The 14,975-nt window shown below is 46.2% G+C and carries 9 protein-coding genes; all 9 read left to right on the top strand.

The genetic code is table 11. The features are described 5' to 3' along the window. Window positions 1–685: 685 nt before the first annotated feature. The 9 genes from pflB (at window position 686) to MKZ12_RS19660 (ending at window position 14,800) form a co-directional block, all read left to right on the top strand. Window positions 686–2,944 (top strand): formate C-acetyltransferase, encoded by a 2,259-nt coding sequence (gene pflB / locus MKZ12_RS19700; RefSeq protein WP_339256234.1) that lies wholly within the window; start codon window positions 686–688, stop codon window positions 2,942–2,944. 89 nt (window positions 2,945–3,033) lie between these two features. Beyond that, window positions 3,034–3,786: a pyruvate formate-lyase-activating protein gene (gene pflA / locus MKZ12_RS19695; protein WP_339256232.1), complete on the top strand. Its 753-nt coding sequence runs from the start codon at window positions 3,034–3,036 to the stop codon at window positions 3,784–3,786. Between the two features lie 189 nt (window positions 3,787–3,975). Then, entirely contained in the window at window positions 3,976–5,343 is a 1,368-nt protein-coding gene (locus MKZ12_RS19690) for an extracellular solute-binding protein (RefSeq protein WP_339256230.1), read from the top strand. Window positions 5,344–5,394: 51 nt separating this feature from the next. After that, on the top strand, window positions 5,395–6,279 hold the full coding sequence (locus MKZ12_RS19685; RefSeq protein ID WP_339256228.1) for a sugar ABC transporter permease: 885 nt from the start codon (window positions 5,395–5,397) through the stop codon (window positions 6,277–6,279). Then, window positions 6,279–7,109, top strand: a complete 831-nt coding sequence (locus MKZ12_RS19680) for a carbohydrate ABC transporter permease (RefSeq protein WP_339256226.1) — start codon at window positions 6,279–6,281, stop codon at window positions 7,107–7,109. Before MKZ12_RS19685 ends, MKZ12_RS19680 begins: the two co-directional genes overlap by 1 nt. Before the next feature lie 32 nt (window positions 7,110–7,141). Next, a complete protein-coding gene (locus MKZ12_RS19675) occupies window positions 7,142–8,977 on the top strand; it encodes a sensor histidine kinase (protein ID WP_339256224.1) in 1,836 nt (611 codons plus the stop codon). Further along, window positions 8,974–10,605, top strand: a complete 1,632-nt coding sequence (locus MKZ12_RS19670) for a response regulator (protein ID WP_339256222.1) — start codon at window positions 8,974–8,976, stop codon at window positions 10,603–10,605. Before MKZ12_RS19675 ends, MKZ12_RS19670 begins: the two co-directional genes overlap by 4 nt. Window positions 10,606–10,633: 28 nt before the next feature. Continuing rightward, complete coding sequence (nagZ, locus tag MKZ12_RS19665; protein ID WP_339256220.1) at window positions 10,634–12,280, top strand: beta-N-acetylhexosaminidase; 1,647 nt, start codon at window positions 10,634–10,636, stop codon at window positions 12,278–12,280. Between the two features lie 273 nt (window positions 12,281–12,553). Further along, window positions 12,554–14,800, top strand: a complete 2,247-nt coding sequence (locus MKZ12_RS19660) for a stalk domain-containing protein (protein WP_339256218.1) — start codon at window positions 12,554–12,556, stop codon at window positions 14,798–14,800. Window positions 14,801–14,975: the final 175 nt, after the last annotated feature.

The following is a 14,975-nucleotide window of genomic DNA, read 5'->3' as shown; positions in this document are numbered from 1 at the left end:
GTCCTTGTTTGCTCCGAGTTTAACGGAGCAATGGTCCTAAAGAGGTTACCCGGAATCCGTGATGAGGTCGTTTGACCCAGATATTCACACAATAACGGAGTGGGCAGAAAAAACCTGAAAAAGCGAAGCTTGCATCTTTGAAATAAATTTTGACCTTTTGTATTATCAGTTGAATTACACATGTACACGATAACGGAGAGGAGAGAAAAAACCTGAAGAAGCGGAGCGTTCGCCTTTATCACTGGATTTTCACCTTTGAAAAAGTGAATCAAAAAATCCGGGGATAACAGCGATCGGAAGGTTGTTCTCTACTTGCAGTGGCCAGTGTACGGCACCTAATGTTCATTCGCTTTTTCAGTAAATTTAAATAGTGAGCAGCGATTGGAAGGTTGTTCTGCCCGCGCAGTGGCTAAGTGTGAATCTAAAGGGGGTTCAATGGGACACAGCGCAGGTGGAGTGAGTTAGTTCACTGACTTTGTGACAAAAATCACAGATGATGAAAGCCTCAAGACGTATACTGAAAATGTAAGAAAAACATTCATCCCGCGGTTCCGGTTCCCAGGTAGAGAGAACATGATCCGGTTTATGTGAAACAATTCACATTAATCGCGGCTCTGGGCACACAATGCTACGAATGAAGCAAGATGTTATGTGTCCAGAAATCCAAATTAGTGGAGGGATTAAGATGTCGGTGATTGAAAAAGATGTCAAACAACAAACAGGCTGGAGAAACTTTACCAAAGGAACATGGACCAAATCCGTAGATGTGAATGATTTTCTGGCACACAACTTGACTCCGTATTACGGTGATGAAGCATTCCTAGCAGGTGCAACCCAGAATACCAAAGAATTGTGGGAGATCGTATCTGATCTGACCAAAAAAGAACGGGATAACGGCGGAGTACTTGATGTTGATGTGAACACACCAGCGACTATTGTGTCTCACCAACCAGGTTATCTGGATCAATCCAAAGAACAGATTGTCGGCGTTCAGACGGATGCTCCATTCAGACGTTCCATTCAACCAACAGGCGGAATCCGGATGATGATTGATGCATGTGAAGCATATGGCTTCGAATTGCCTCAAGGCGTCATTGATATATTTACAAACATTCGCAAAACACATAACCAGGGTGTATTCGATGCTTATACTTCCGATATGCGTGCAGCGCGTAAAGCAGGGATTATTACAGGTCTGCCAGATGCTTACGGCCGTGGCCGGATCATCGGTGACTATCGTCGTGTAGCTTTGTACGGGGTAGACTTCCTGATTCGTAACAAAAAAGGTGAATTGAATGCACTCGAAGTTGATGTTATTGATGAAGATGTCATTCGTCTGCGGGAAGAATTGTCTGAGCAGATTCGTGCATTGCAAGAATTGAAACAATTGGGTGATATGCACGGGTTCGATATTTCCTTGCCAGCGACTACTGCAAAAGAAGCGTTCCAATGGTTGTACTTCGGTTATCTCGCTGCCATCAAAGAGCAGAACGGTGCTGCGATGTCTCTGGGACGTGTATCTTCTTTCCTGGATATCTACATTGAACGTGACCTGCAAGAAGGCATTCTGTCCGAAGAACAGGCTCAGGAACTCGTTGACCATTTCGTAATGAAACTGCGGATTGTCAAATTCCTGCGTACACCGGATTACAACGAACTGTTCAGTGGAGATCCAACATGGGTGACGGAGTCCATCGGCGGTATGTCAGTGAATGGTGAAACACGCGTAACGAAAAACAGCTTCCGTTTCCTGCATACCCTGCACAACCTGGGTCCTGCACCAGAACCGAACCTGACTGTACTATGGTCCACGAAGCTTCCAGAAGCTTTCAAAGATTATTGCAGCAAAGTATCCATTGAAACCAGTTCAATCCAGTATGAAAATGATGACCTGATGCGTCCAATCTATGGTGACGATTACGGTATTGCATGCTGTGTATCGGCGATGAAGATCGGGAAACAAATGCAATTCTTCGGCGCTCGTGCCAACCTGGCAAAAGCTCTCCTGTATGCGATCAACGGTGGTCGTGACGAGAAATCCGGAGCACAAGTTGGACCTGAGTATCCTGCCATCACTAGTGAAGTGCTGGATTACAATGAAGTCATGAAACGCTTCAAACCAATGATGGAGTGGCTCGCGAAGCTGTATATGAACACCCTCAACGTCATTCACTACATGCACGATAAATACAGCTATGAGCGTATCGAAATGGCATTACATGACCGTGACATTGTACGTACGATGGCTTGTGGTATCGCGGGTCTCTCGGTTACAGCAGATTCACTGAGTGCCATCAAATATGCCAAAGTAAAACCAATCCGTAACGAACAAGGCATCGCTGTTGATTTTGAAATTGAAGGCGACTTCCCTTGTTACGGTAACAATGAAGATAGCGTGGACAGCATTGCTGTTGAACTGGTTGAGAGCTTCATGGGCATGATTCGTAAGCACAAAGCATACCGTAACGCAATACCAACACAATCCGTTCTGACGATCACTTCCAACGTGGTATATGGTAAGAAAACAGGGACTACACCGGACGGTCGTAAAGCAGGTGAACCATTTGCTCCAGGTGCGAACCCAATGCATGGTCGTGACAAAAAAGGTGCACTGGCTTCCCTTGGCTCTGTAGCCAAATTGCCTTATGAACACAGTCTTGACGGGATTTCCAATACCTTCTCCATCGTGCCAAAAGCATTGGGTAAAGAGGCGACTACACGTAAATCCAATCTCACTGCGATGATGGATGGCTACTTTGGTCAAAACGCTCATCATCTGAACGTTAACGTATTTGATCGTCAGCAACTGATTGATGCGATGGATCACCCGGAAAACTATCCGCAACTGACTGTACGGGTATCCGGATATGCGGTTAACTTCATTAAACTGACTCGTGAACAACAGTTGGATGTCATCAACCGTACGTTCCATGGCTCGATGTAAGTAATATGCAAGTAGAAGACCGCTAGAGCAAGACATTCCAACTCATATTAAACGCACAGCGGATGCGGATACAGAAAGGAAGAGGCAGCATGGTTAACGGACATATTCATTCACTCGAAACTTTCGGGACGGTTGACGGCCCAGGCATCCGCTTCGTGCTTTTTATGCAAGGATGTCTACTCAAGTGTCAGTACTGCCATAACCCTGATACATGGGCGCTGGATGGTGGAAAAGAAATGACGCTAGAGGAGGTATTGGCTGAAATTGAGCCATATCTATCCTATTACCGCAGCTCCGGAGGCGGACTCACGATATCTGGTGGAGAACCAACGTTACAGGCCCACTTTGTAGGCGAAATCTTCAAAGAAGTGAAGCGGCGCTGGGGATTGCATACGACACTGGACAGCAACGGATTTAACGAACCGGAACGGATTCACGATCTGCTGGATCACACAGACCTGGTTCTGCTGGATCTCAAGCATATTGATGATGAGAAACATATCAAGCTGACAGGCAAGTCGAACGAGAGAACGTTGAAAACGGCCAAGTGGTTATCGGAGCAAGGTCGGAAAATGTGGATACGCCACGTGTATGTGCCTGGCATTCATAACGAGGAAGAGGATCTGCTTAACCTCGGACGGTTTATTGGAACATTAAATGGCGTCGAGAAGTTCGAAATTCTTCCATACCATCAGATGGGGATCTACAAATGGGAAGCACTCGGCAAAATATATCCACTGGATGGCGTTCCTTCACCAAGTGAAGAAGAAGTGGAGCGGGCGTATCGCCTAATCGAACAAGGTCGCCAGGAAACGGCTGGCGTGGCTTGTTCCGATAAGTGATCAACATTTATATATAACGTATATACCAACCAAGCAGCCCTTGCGAATATACTTCGCAGGGGCTGTTTTTTGTCCAGTGAAGGATTTTATCCCTCCATTGATGAATTGTCATCCTTACGATGTAAGCTCCGGCTTTTTATAATCAGAGTGTAAAGCCAAATGCTCAATATCTTGAGGAGGGTCAACCCGATGAAAAAAAGAATGACATTGCTGCTTTCATTATTGCTTATCACTTCATGGACTTTGGCGGGATGTGCAAGCTCAAGTAACGAGCCACAGCAAGGCGCAGGCAATACACCTGTGGAGGAAACAAGTAAGGAACCGGTTGAGATGCTCCTTCGGCACACGCAGGTGGGGGCTGACAAACAGAAACGATTGGCCATTCTGCAGGACGTTGTGGACAAAGTGGAGGGTGAGATACCCAATCTGACCTTTACGCTGGATGGTGTCGAATCCGATGTGAATCGCAAGGAGAAGCTTCGCGGGGAGATGGCGGCAGGTAACCCGCCGGATATATTTGAACTGTTCGGCAGTCCGGATTCCAAAGTGTATGCCAAGGAAGGTATGCTGCTTGATCTGACTCCGATCCTTCAAGAGTTGGGCATCCAGGACCAGTTTACATCCCTTGAGCCATTTACGTATGAAGACAAAGTATATGGACTGCCGATTGGCGGTTCGGGCGAAGGTTTTTTCTATAATAAAGAGTACTTTGAACAAAAAGGATGGAAAGCTCCAACGACCATGGCTGAACTGGACAACATGTTGGCCGAGATTAAGGCTGATGGCAAAGTGCCGCTTGCTTCTGCATCCAAGGCAGGCTGGGTTCCGCTTATGTTAACCAACCACCTGTGGTCCCGCTATGCCGGGCCGGAGATTACCGCAAAGTTTGCAACAGGTGAAGCGAAGTGGACTGATCCGGGTGTTGTCCAAGGTTTTGCCAAACATAAGGAATGGGTTGATAAGGGTTATTTCAAAAAAGGTGAACTGGGCTTCGAATATGCCGAATACACCACGCAATTTACCAGCGGAGAAGCGGTATTAATGTATGACGGAACATGGAAATCATCTGTATTCAAGGAAGGCCAGAGCGGGGAATCGCTCATTGGCAAGGTTGGATTCTTTAATATGCCTCCGGTAGAGAACGGAGCAGGTGATCAAACGTCCTTGATGCGGGATGTGAACAATGGATATGGATTCTCGGCAGCCGTGGCGGATGATCCGCAGAAGCTGGAAGCCGTTAAAGCTTTTATCAAAAATTTCTACAATGAAGATATGCAGGTTCGCGGCCTTGTGGAAGATGGTGTATTGCCTGCCATGAAGCTGGATGAAAAAGTGTTAACCGATAGCATTACCGATGATCTGATGAAAGAAATTGTGGCCGTGCTTAATGCGTCCAAGACGTCGTTCCCGGCATTTGATGCACTCGTTCAGGCTGATGTGACGACAGAGATCAGTAATCTGCAGATTCAGAAGTTGATCGGTGGGCAGACTACGCCAGAGAAAATGGCAGAAGAACTGCAAAAGGTACAGGAGGAAGCAAACGCTTCAGTGGAATAAATCAATCCAAGTTGAAACTGCGATCGTTGAAGTGACTTAAGGAGGCTGACCATGAATACTTCACTCCGCAGCCCGTTAATCTATACGCTGTTTGTAATGCCAGCCCTGATTCTGTTTATCATGTTCTTTCTATATCCTATTGGCAGCTCCTTATATTACAGTCTGACGAGTTGGAATGGGGTTTCCGCTGAGCCACGTTTTGTGGGCTTATCCAACTATGTGAAGGCACTGACCGATGAACGATTTTGGATTTCCACACGGAATAACGGCTTTTTCATCGGATTTTCGGTACTGATTCAGGTACCTCTAATCGTCCTGTTTTCGCTACTGATTGCCAATGTGAAAAGGCTGAAAGGTCTGTATAAAACAGCTGTTTTTTTACCATCCATTATGTCGACAGCCGTGATCGGTATCTTATGGGGGTTCATCTATGAGCCCAACATCGGATTATTAAACAAAATGCTTCATGTGCTGGGCATCGATCCAATCTACTGGTTATCCGATAACCGATTTGCCATGTTGTCCATTTTGGTTACCAATGCCTGGCAGTGGACGGGATTTTACATTGTCATGGTACTGGCGGCCATACTGGCGATTCCCCGTGATTTGGATGAAGCAGCTGCAATCGATGGTGCAACGGCGGTACAACGTGCAATGCGGATAACACTGCCACTGATTCGCCCAATTATTTCCGTCGTTATCATGTTGTCCATTGCAGGAGCTATGAAAGCAGCTGACATCGTGATTGTCATGACCAAAGGTGGGCCCGCTGGGTCCACCGAGGTTCTTGCGACATACATGATCAAATATGCGATTACCAATTTCAAATATGGTTATGGCAATACCATTGCGGTACTGATCTTTGCTCTGACGCTTGTGCTTACTGCGGTGTATCAACTGCTGGTGGCGAGAAAGAGCGAGAAGGTGGAATATTGATGGCGAAAAACATAAAAAGCAGTATACCTCATGTGTTGTTAATGTTGTATTTAATCGCAATTTTGTTTCCCTTTTTATTTGTGATTTTCTCGTCTTTCAAGCAGGATAACAATGAAATTGCCTTGAATCCATTCGGTCTGCCGACAACATGGGAGTTTAACAATTATGTGGAGGCCTGGGTGAATGCGAAGATTGGCACGTATTTCTGGAACAGCCTATACATCTCAATTCTGTCTTCGGCGTGTACAATTGCACTCGGTGCGATGTTTGCTTTTGCCGTAACCCGGATGAGACACCGGAAATGGAGTCTATTTCTGTACAGCTTGATTCTGGCTGGCATGCTTATTCCCAACAATGCACTCATGCTGCCGATCTATCTGCTTGTACGCAAAATGGGCATATTGGATACACATCTGGCATTGATCGTTCCCTATGTGGCGAATGCGATTCCCTTTACCATTATTATACTGGCGGCTTTTATGCGATCTCTGCCTGGTGAAATTGAGGAAGCGGCGGTTATGGACGGCTTGAGGGCTCCGGGTATCTTTGCTAGAATAGTGATACCTCTTACGGTTCCGGCTATTGTTACCGTTTTTATCGTTAATTTCCTCGGGAACTGGAACGAATTTTTACTCGCCAACTATTTCTTATCCACCGATAAATTGCGCACGCTGCCCGTGGGTATGGTCCAGTTTCGGGATCAATATCAGATGAACTATGCTCAGATGTCGGCAGGTATTGTATACAGCGTTGTACCTGTACTTGTGATCTACGCCATACTCCAGGAGAAAATTATAGAAGGAGTAACTGCAGGCGGTGTCAAAGGTTAATACCATGAACCAGTGAATAGGGAGAACGGGATATGAACTTGCGAATGAAGCTGGCCTTGGCATTTCTGCTGCTGATCATTGTACCGATGTGTGCGCTGGGCATTGGCATGTTTCTGGTCACATCACATACGATTGAGAAAAAATACAATCAACAGGCCGAATATGCGCTTCAGGCCATTAGTTACAATATCGAGAATGTATTTCAGCAGATTAATAATGTGACCGACAACGGGATAGCGACATCTGTTTTCCAGATGGCATTGAACGCGAAAGACCCGACCAAGCAGGATCTGGGCACCGGTAATCAGTTATCCCTGAATGCCAGCCAGCGCAATTTCCGTTCCCTTCTATATAATTATCCGTTCATCAGTTATGCCTTTTTATATGATTTGCGTTCTTCCGAGAACAACCAGATTGTCTCCATTTTCACCAAAGAAAATTTTCAAGCCCTTCCTTTTCAGCAATTCAAAGTGCATCCCTTATTCAACGAAATTCAGCAACTTAATGGCGTGCCCAAATGGCTCGCACCTCTGGAGTATTCCGAATTAACCGGAGTAGAACCTGTTTTCACCCAGATCAGACTGGTCAAGGAACTCAGTTATTTTCAAAATATCGGCGTGCTTGTTGTTCAGATCAAAAAAGGAGAGATCGACCGGATCTTTCGTCACCTGCAAATCAGTGATTCGGCACAGGATACATCATTCCTGTTAATTAACGAAGAAGGACTGATCGTTTATGATCCAGCAGGGCGTTATAACGGTGAGAACATGCAGAACCTTGGAGCAGAATCCGGCAGTTACGGTCCCGGCTTTCGCAGCATCAGAACGGTCTTTGACGGCAAAGAGAGCATCATTTCGCAATATCATCTGAAGAACTATAACTGGAGTCTCGTCAGTGTGACTTCATGGGAAGCCTTATCTGCGGAAACAAATGCTTTTGCAGGCTGGTCTGTCATTATTATTCTGTCGTGCCTGTTCGCCGCCATGATCTTTAATCTATTTTTCATGAATCGCATTACGGGCAATATTGCTGTACTTGTAAGATTTATGCGCCGTGTGGATGATGGTGATTTTAACGCAAGAGTGGAAGGTAAGGGTTTTGACGAGATGCAGCTTCTGGCGCAAGGATTCAATGAGCTATTGGAACGTATTGGGGGATTATTCCGTCGTGTTCGGGCTGAGCAAGAGCAGAAGGCCCAAGCGGAACTACGTGTACTCCAAGCCCAGATCAAACCCCATTTTCTGTTTAACACATTGGAATCCATTAATGGATTGGCACTACGTGGCGAGGGCCGCAAAGTAAGCGAGATGGTGACCAGGTTGGGCAATATGCTTCGTATCAGCATTCAGGATCAGGAGGAGATTCCGCTGAGTGAGGAGATAAGGCATTTGCAGAGTTATCTGGAAATTCAACAATACAGGTTCAGTGATTTGTTCACCTATGAGATTGACATACCACCCCATCTATACAGTTCAATTTTGCTCAAACTGACGCTCCAGCCTCTGGTGGAAAATAGCATTCAACATGGGTTTGAGGGAATCACCTATCCAGGTGTATTGCGGATAAGCGCATATGCAGAACGGGATCAACTTGTGTTATGTGTTGAGGATAATGGGATTGGTATTCCCCAGGAAATGCTCGCACGATTTGAGTACATGGCAGCAGATCCGCCGGAAGACATGCTGGTCAAAGGGACGGAATCATTATCATCCATAACGGAACGCCGGGGATTGGGATTACGAAGTGTGGCAGATCGAATTCGTATTCAATACGGGACCGGGTATGGCATATTCATATGTTCTGCACCGGGGTATGGCACTGTGATTCGATGCATCATACCATTATATGAGCAGGAGGAAGCCGGATGAATCTGACTGCAATGCTGGTTGACGATGAGCTCCCGATTCTGGAGAATCTGAACTACATCTTACCCTGGGAAGAGATGGGGATTGAAATTACGGGTACAGCGAGAAGCGGGGCAGAAGCGCTGGGGAAAGTAACAGAAATTCATCCAGACATTCTCTTATGCGATATTCGGATGCCGTCCATGGATGGATTGGAACTCATTCGGTTGCTGCGAGAGCAGGGTGAAACGTGTGAAATTATTTTGCTGACCGGTTATCAGCAGTTTGAGTATGCTCGGACCGCTATTCAATATAACGTGCATGAATACATATGCAAGCCCATCGATTATTTGAATCTGGAACATAAACTGCGTGAGCTTGCCGGGCAGATCCAGAAGAGACGTATGGAAAACGAATCGCAACGTTATCGCAGCCAAGAGATGGAAAGCTGGATCAGACACAAACATTTGATTGACCTGTTGCGGGGAGAAGCACCGCAGAAAATTGCCTATCCTGCCTCTGTTCCTGAGTTCATAACAGCGGCTGCACCGTATACGTTGCTGCTGGTGGATGCGGTCGGTTATTTTCGCCATTCTATCGGCTGGTCCGAGCTTCAGCATGAGCGATGGCATGAGAACATCAGTTCAAGACTTCGGGAAGTGGCAGAGAGCATGACGGGGGACTGTCAGATTCTTTCGACTCGCAAAGGTGAGTGGTGCATCCTGCTGGAGGCATCGGGTGAGTGGAAATGTCGTTCAGAGGAACTGGCCCATCAACTGTATCATGAAGTGAATGCGATCGTATCCTTGAATTCAAGTGTGAGGATCAGGGTTGTTCAGGATGATGTGCCCGTGAACCGGGAAAGTCAAATTCTGGAGCGATACCGGCATTGTCAAAAAATACTGATGTTCCATTCGGAGAGTGAAGACAGGGTGCTGAGTTCGAGTTGTCCCGAAACCGCTTTATCGTATGATCACACGACCTCCAAAGGGGCTAACTCATGGATTACAAGAGAAGATCTGGAGCTGGTTACTCGGTGGATTCGTCAAGGGAACAAGCACGGGTTACGCGATGTGTTGGATCGGCTTAAACAACGAATGGGGAATTCAGGACACACCTTCAATAGAATGGATGAAACTAATCTTCGGTTTATGCTTGTACACATGCTTCGGGAACTGCGCGAAGTACAGGCCATCGCTGAAGGGCATGAAGTGAATTATTGGAATGCACTGCAAGGGGCCGTGTCCATGAGGGAACTGCTTGAACTTGCAGAGGTTCTTACCCAAGCCTGTCAGGGCAAACAAACGCAGCCACGTCCTTCCGTATCGGAACTGATCCTGTCTGCTTGTGAGTATATGGATGCACGGCTGCAACAGGACTTGGGAATAGATGAAGTCTCCGATTGGCTCGGAATCAGTCCGGGATACTTCTGCCAGCTATTTAAAACTCAAATGGGTGTTACTTTTGTGGAATACATGACCCAGAAACGGATGGAAAGTGCTGCTTTATTGTTGAGTACAACGGAATGGAGCATTACAGCGATTGGGGAAGCAACAGGGTTCAAGGAGCGCCGTTACTTCTCCAAGGTGTTTCACAAACACTTCCACATGAAACCTTCGGAGTATAGACAGAGCAAACGACTGGGTTCATAGTGGCAACGGAAACGAGAGGAGAGATCGAATGAAACCCTTGAATGAGCTGACATTGGAGCAAAAGGTAGGTCAATTGTTGATGTGTGGATTTCACGGTCAGCACGCAGATGAACAGATTACTCAATTAATTCGTGAATATCATATTGGAGGCGTCATTTATTTCCGGCGCAATGTGCACAGTGTAGATCAATTGACAAAGCTGTCCGCCGAACTGCAAGATATGGCTGCTGCAGCGGGGGCATTTCCACTCATGATTTCGGTGGACCAGGAAGGTGGCATGGTTGCACGGATTGACAAAGAGGGAATGACGCAAGTGCCGGGTAATATGGCACTTGGTGCGACAGGCAATCCGGAATATACCCTGGCGTGTGCCCAAATTCTGGGGCGTGAGTTAAAAAGCATCGGTGTTGATATGAACCTTGCCCCCGTGGTTGACGTGAATAACAACCCGCTCAATCCGGTTATCGGTGTGCGTTCGTATGGTGAACATGCTGAAAGTGTGGCCGCTCATGGCGTAGCAGCCATCAGCGGATATCAATCACAGGGCATAGCTGCTACTGCCAAACATTTTCCGGGACATGGAGATACCGCCGTAGATTCTCATCTGGGTATGGTTACGGTACCTCATGATCGAAACAGATTGGAACAGATGGAGTTGTTACCGTTCCGCAAGGCGATTAAGGCCGGAGTTGATGCTATTATGACAGCTCATGTGATGTTCCCTTCAATTGAGCCCGAGCCCATTCCGGCAACGTTGTCGCGTAAAGTTTTAACTGGTCTGCTACGCGAAGAAATGGGCTTTGAGGGCATTATTATTACAGACTGTCTAGAAATGCATGCAATATCCAAGCCGTATGGGGTAGCTGAAGCTGCCATTCGTGCTGTGGAGGCAGGAGCAGATCTGATTCTGGTAAGTCATACCCTGCAAGATCAGGTTGCTGCTGTGGAAGCCATTGTTCAAGCCGTTCGAACAGGGCGAATTACGGAAGATATCATTAACAAGGCACTGGAACGTATTATTACATGGAAGGCAGCGCGCTGCGGGTACCCGGACACTGGTCTTGATTCGCCTAAAGCAAGTGAAACGATCGAAGTAACCGATGTTGAACCTGTTAACGACAATGAATCCACTGAACCCAGTGATCCCAGTGAACGAAACGAATCGACGCTGTTCAAGATTGCTTCAAGCAGCATTACCATCGTTCATAATGATGGACTACTGCCGTTGGATCCAGAGAAGGACGTGCATGTCATCTGGCCTGAGGTTGTGCAGCGGACAGAGGTGGATGAACCATGGTCCCATACAGAATCGCTTGGTATAGCGTTATCGCAACTACGAGGCAGAGTTCGTGAACACAAGATTACAACTCAGCCTACTTATGATGAAGCAGATCGGATATTGGCTGAAGTGTCGGAGAGTGAGCAAGTTATCGTATGTACGTACACATCTGCAGGGCATCTTCCGAAAGGGCAACAGTATTTGGTTGAAAAGCTGAGTGAGAATCATTCGCTGATTGTCATTGCTCTGCGCAATCCATATGATCTGCTGGAGATTTCGAGGCCGGGAAGTTATGTGTGTACTTATGAGAATACACCAGCAGTCGTCCGGGCACTGTCCCAAGTGTTAACAGGGGAACTGCAGCCAACAGGGCGCCTGCCTGTCCGTTTGCGCTAGATCTATTCAATCCTTACATCTCTCTGTGATATGGTGCTGATAGACCATATGGCAGAGAGATTTTTTTGTTGAAAGTTGTCAATGGGTAATTTTGGAATCCCATGCCGAAATGATTATTGATAGATAACAATTTTCATAGTATTTTCCTTCTATTAAAAGTTTACAATTCTCCTCTTAACTTTTTAGCAACTTTTCCCGGTTGCAAGCGTCTAATAATATGACTTTTTGAGGGGGATATTTATAAATGGGAGCAGAAGGAGCCAAAGACAAAGAATGAATTTGAAGAAGAAATTGTCCATACTTACCGCTTTTGCTGTTTTTCAGGCGTTTGCAGTGATTCCTGCCAATGCACAGTCAGCAGATCAGAGCGATACTACACCAGTGAATACAGCCAAAGTTAAATCCGTGGAGGTTGTGAAGAAAGAACAAACCATCGCGGAATCCGAAGTGAAATCCGAAACAAACACGCCAACATCAAATATTGAAACAACTGAAGAAGTGAATCCGGAAACCAATGTTCCTACAGGAACAGATGTTACTCCAGTTGATCCGGTAGAGGAACCGACGGACGAAGAAGGTACAGCTGAGGAAACACCAGCACCTGCACCAGCAGAAGTAGAGCAACCGTCTACGGGGAGTTCATCTGTTGCTGGAGGCGGAGACCTTACTCTTTATATGAACAGTAATAAAATGATGCAAGATGGCAAAACATATCTTGCCGGGCAGCCAATGGCTGTTAAAAATGGTGTATCCTATGTAGCTATTCGTGCTCTCGTTGATCGGGTTGGCTATGATGTTAAATACGATAACACAACCAAAGAAACGATCATTATTAGTGGTGAAGATGAGCTGCGTTTCAAAACCAACAGCAAGATCTATACCGTTAATGGTGTATCCAGAACGATGAAGGGCGCGGCTTATCAACAAAAAAATACGTTCATGGTGCCATTGACTTCAATTACACAGGCTCTGGACATTACGTATAAAGTAAATCAATCTGCCAAAACGGTTGTATTGAATCTGAGTACCAAACCGGTGGCAAGCTTCACGGTACAAAAAGAGGTCTTTGCCGGAGACCAGGTAACCTACACCACCAGATCCAGCTCTCCCAAGGGACTCAGCATTGTAGATGAGCGTTGGACAGGCCGTCAGGATTCATTCGACCAACCAGGTGTATACACAGTAACCTATGCGGTTCAGGATTCAAGTGGTCAATGGAGCGATCCGTATTCGGTTACGATTAAGGTTGAAAGACCGAATCTACCACCTGTTGCAATGTTTACGACAGATAAAGAAGAATACAAAATGGGTGAGAAAATCACTTATATTGATCAAAGCACAGATGATGAGAACGCAATTGTTAAAACCGAATGGGATAACAATGCACTTGCATTCTTTGTTCCAGGACCGAAGACCGTAACGATTACAGTTACCGATAAACATGGTGCTAGTGATAGCTACACCAAGATGATCAACATTACGGGCGAAACGCTGTATAGTTTGTCCGACTTCAATCAATTGTTCACACCAGTTGGTGAGAAATTCACTTTTGACGGTGGTGGAGTACCCGCATTGGAGAAAGTACCTTTCACTTATTATGATGAACCCAGTCTGCTGATCCGCAGTAACAGCCCGGAAACCGTGAATACAGAAGGCATTGTGTACAAGGAATCTTCCTTCGGACAGACACGATTCATGATTCACCATGTGAACAACACGGGCAAAAACGTGAAAATGTATGTTGTAGCGACAAACAACAATGCATACACGGCGTCCATTGAACAACAAAACATGGGCTTTGCAGGACCATCTCCTTTTGCAACGGTAGCTGGAAAGTTGTCCATTGATCGTTGGTTCCAGTCCATGCAGAATGGCACAGGACAAAAGAAAGTGTACATCCAGCCAGGAGAAAGCAAGCTGATTCTTAATGATCTGAGTGTTCTCCCGATGAAACAGGGACAAGTCATTTCCTTGTATTCGGATGTATTCAGTGACTATGAACTGGATTACAACATTATCATGATCGAAGAAAACAAGGACCCGATGGAAGTGTTGTCGAGCCTGCCGGTTCTGGATCGTGATGGTGTTCACAACCGCGGAACGTACCCGAATGCAACACGGATCATCACGTATGATCAAGAAATAGGATCGAAGCCTGCACGTCTTCCACTTGGAGACAATGCAAGTGATCCGAACCTTGTGGGAACGGACCCGATGGCTTACACAGAAGCTTCCAACGCAGGTAACTTCGGTGTATTGTACAAAATTACATTGAATAATGTTGCTCCGCGCACGTTGATTTCATTTAACCCTCGTGGAGGCAGATACTCAGGTGTGGCACTCGTGAACGGACAAGTTGTTCAGATTTCCACAGGTAAATCTGTAACTGCACCTAATGAGCAAAGCGTAATGTATCGCACAGGTTCATACGGCGAGAGTGTAACGATTCTCTTCTCGGCGGCACCAGGAAGTAACTTGCCTGTTAACCTGCTGTTCACGCCGCTTCCGGCTGAAAAGTAATATCATGAACATGCACGGACGGTTTGGAGTGAAAGCTTATATCATATATACCCGTTCACCCCAAAAGTCGCCCGAACGATTGATCATCTGAACCGTCAGGAAGGGACTCCATTAATATGTAATGTCATTAGCTCAAAGCTAAACGTAATGGCAATGCATGTGTATGGAGTCCTTT

Origin of the sequence: Paenibacillus sp. FSL R5-0713, assembly GCF_037973325.1 — a bacterium.
GTDB lineage: Bacteria > Bacillota > Bacilli > Paenibacillales > Paenibacillaceae > Paenibacillus.
This window is presented reverse-complemented; position numbering and strand designations above follow the sequence as displayed.

Excerpts from the sequence above, each read along its gene's own strand:
- nagZ (WP_339256220.1), top strand. The coding sequence starts at position 10,634 with ATGAAACCCTTGAATGAGCTGACATTGGAGCAAAAGGTAGGTCAATTG.
- MKZ12_RS19685 (WP_339256228.1), top strand. The coding sequence starts at position 5,395 with ATGAATACTTCACTCCGCAGCCCGTTAATCTATACGCTGTTTGTAATG.
- MKZ12_RS19675 (WP_339256224.1), top strand. The coding sequence starts at position 7,142 with ATGAACTTGCGAATGAAGCTGGCCTTGGCATTTCTGCTGCTGATCATT.
- pflA (WP_339256232.1), top strand. The coding sequence starts at position 3,034 with ATGGTTAACGGACATATTCATTCACTCGAAACTTTCGGGACGGTTGAC.
- MKZ12_RS19680 (WP_339256226.1), top strand. The coding sequence starts at position 6,279 with ATGGCGAAAAACATAAAAAGCAGTATACCTCATGTGTTGTTAATGTTG.
- pflB (WP_339256234.1), top strand. The coding sequence starts at position 686 with ATGTCGGTGATTGAAAAAGATGTCAAACAACAAACAGGCTGGAGAAAC.
- MKZ12_RS19690 (WP_339256230.1), top strand. The coding sequence starts at position 3,976 with ATGAAAAAAAGAATGACATTGCTGCTTTCATTATTGCTTATCACTTCA.
- MKZ12_RS19660 (WP_339256218.1), top strand. The coding sequence starts at position 12,554 with ATGAATTTGAAGAAGAAATTGTCCATACTTACCGCTTTTGCTGTTTTT.
- MKZ12_RS19670 (WP_339256222.1), top strand. The coding sequence starts at position 8,974 with ATGAATCTGACTGCAATGCTGGTTGACGATGAGCTCCCGATTCTGGAG.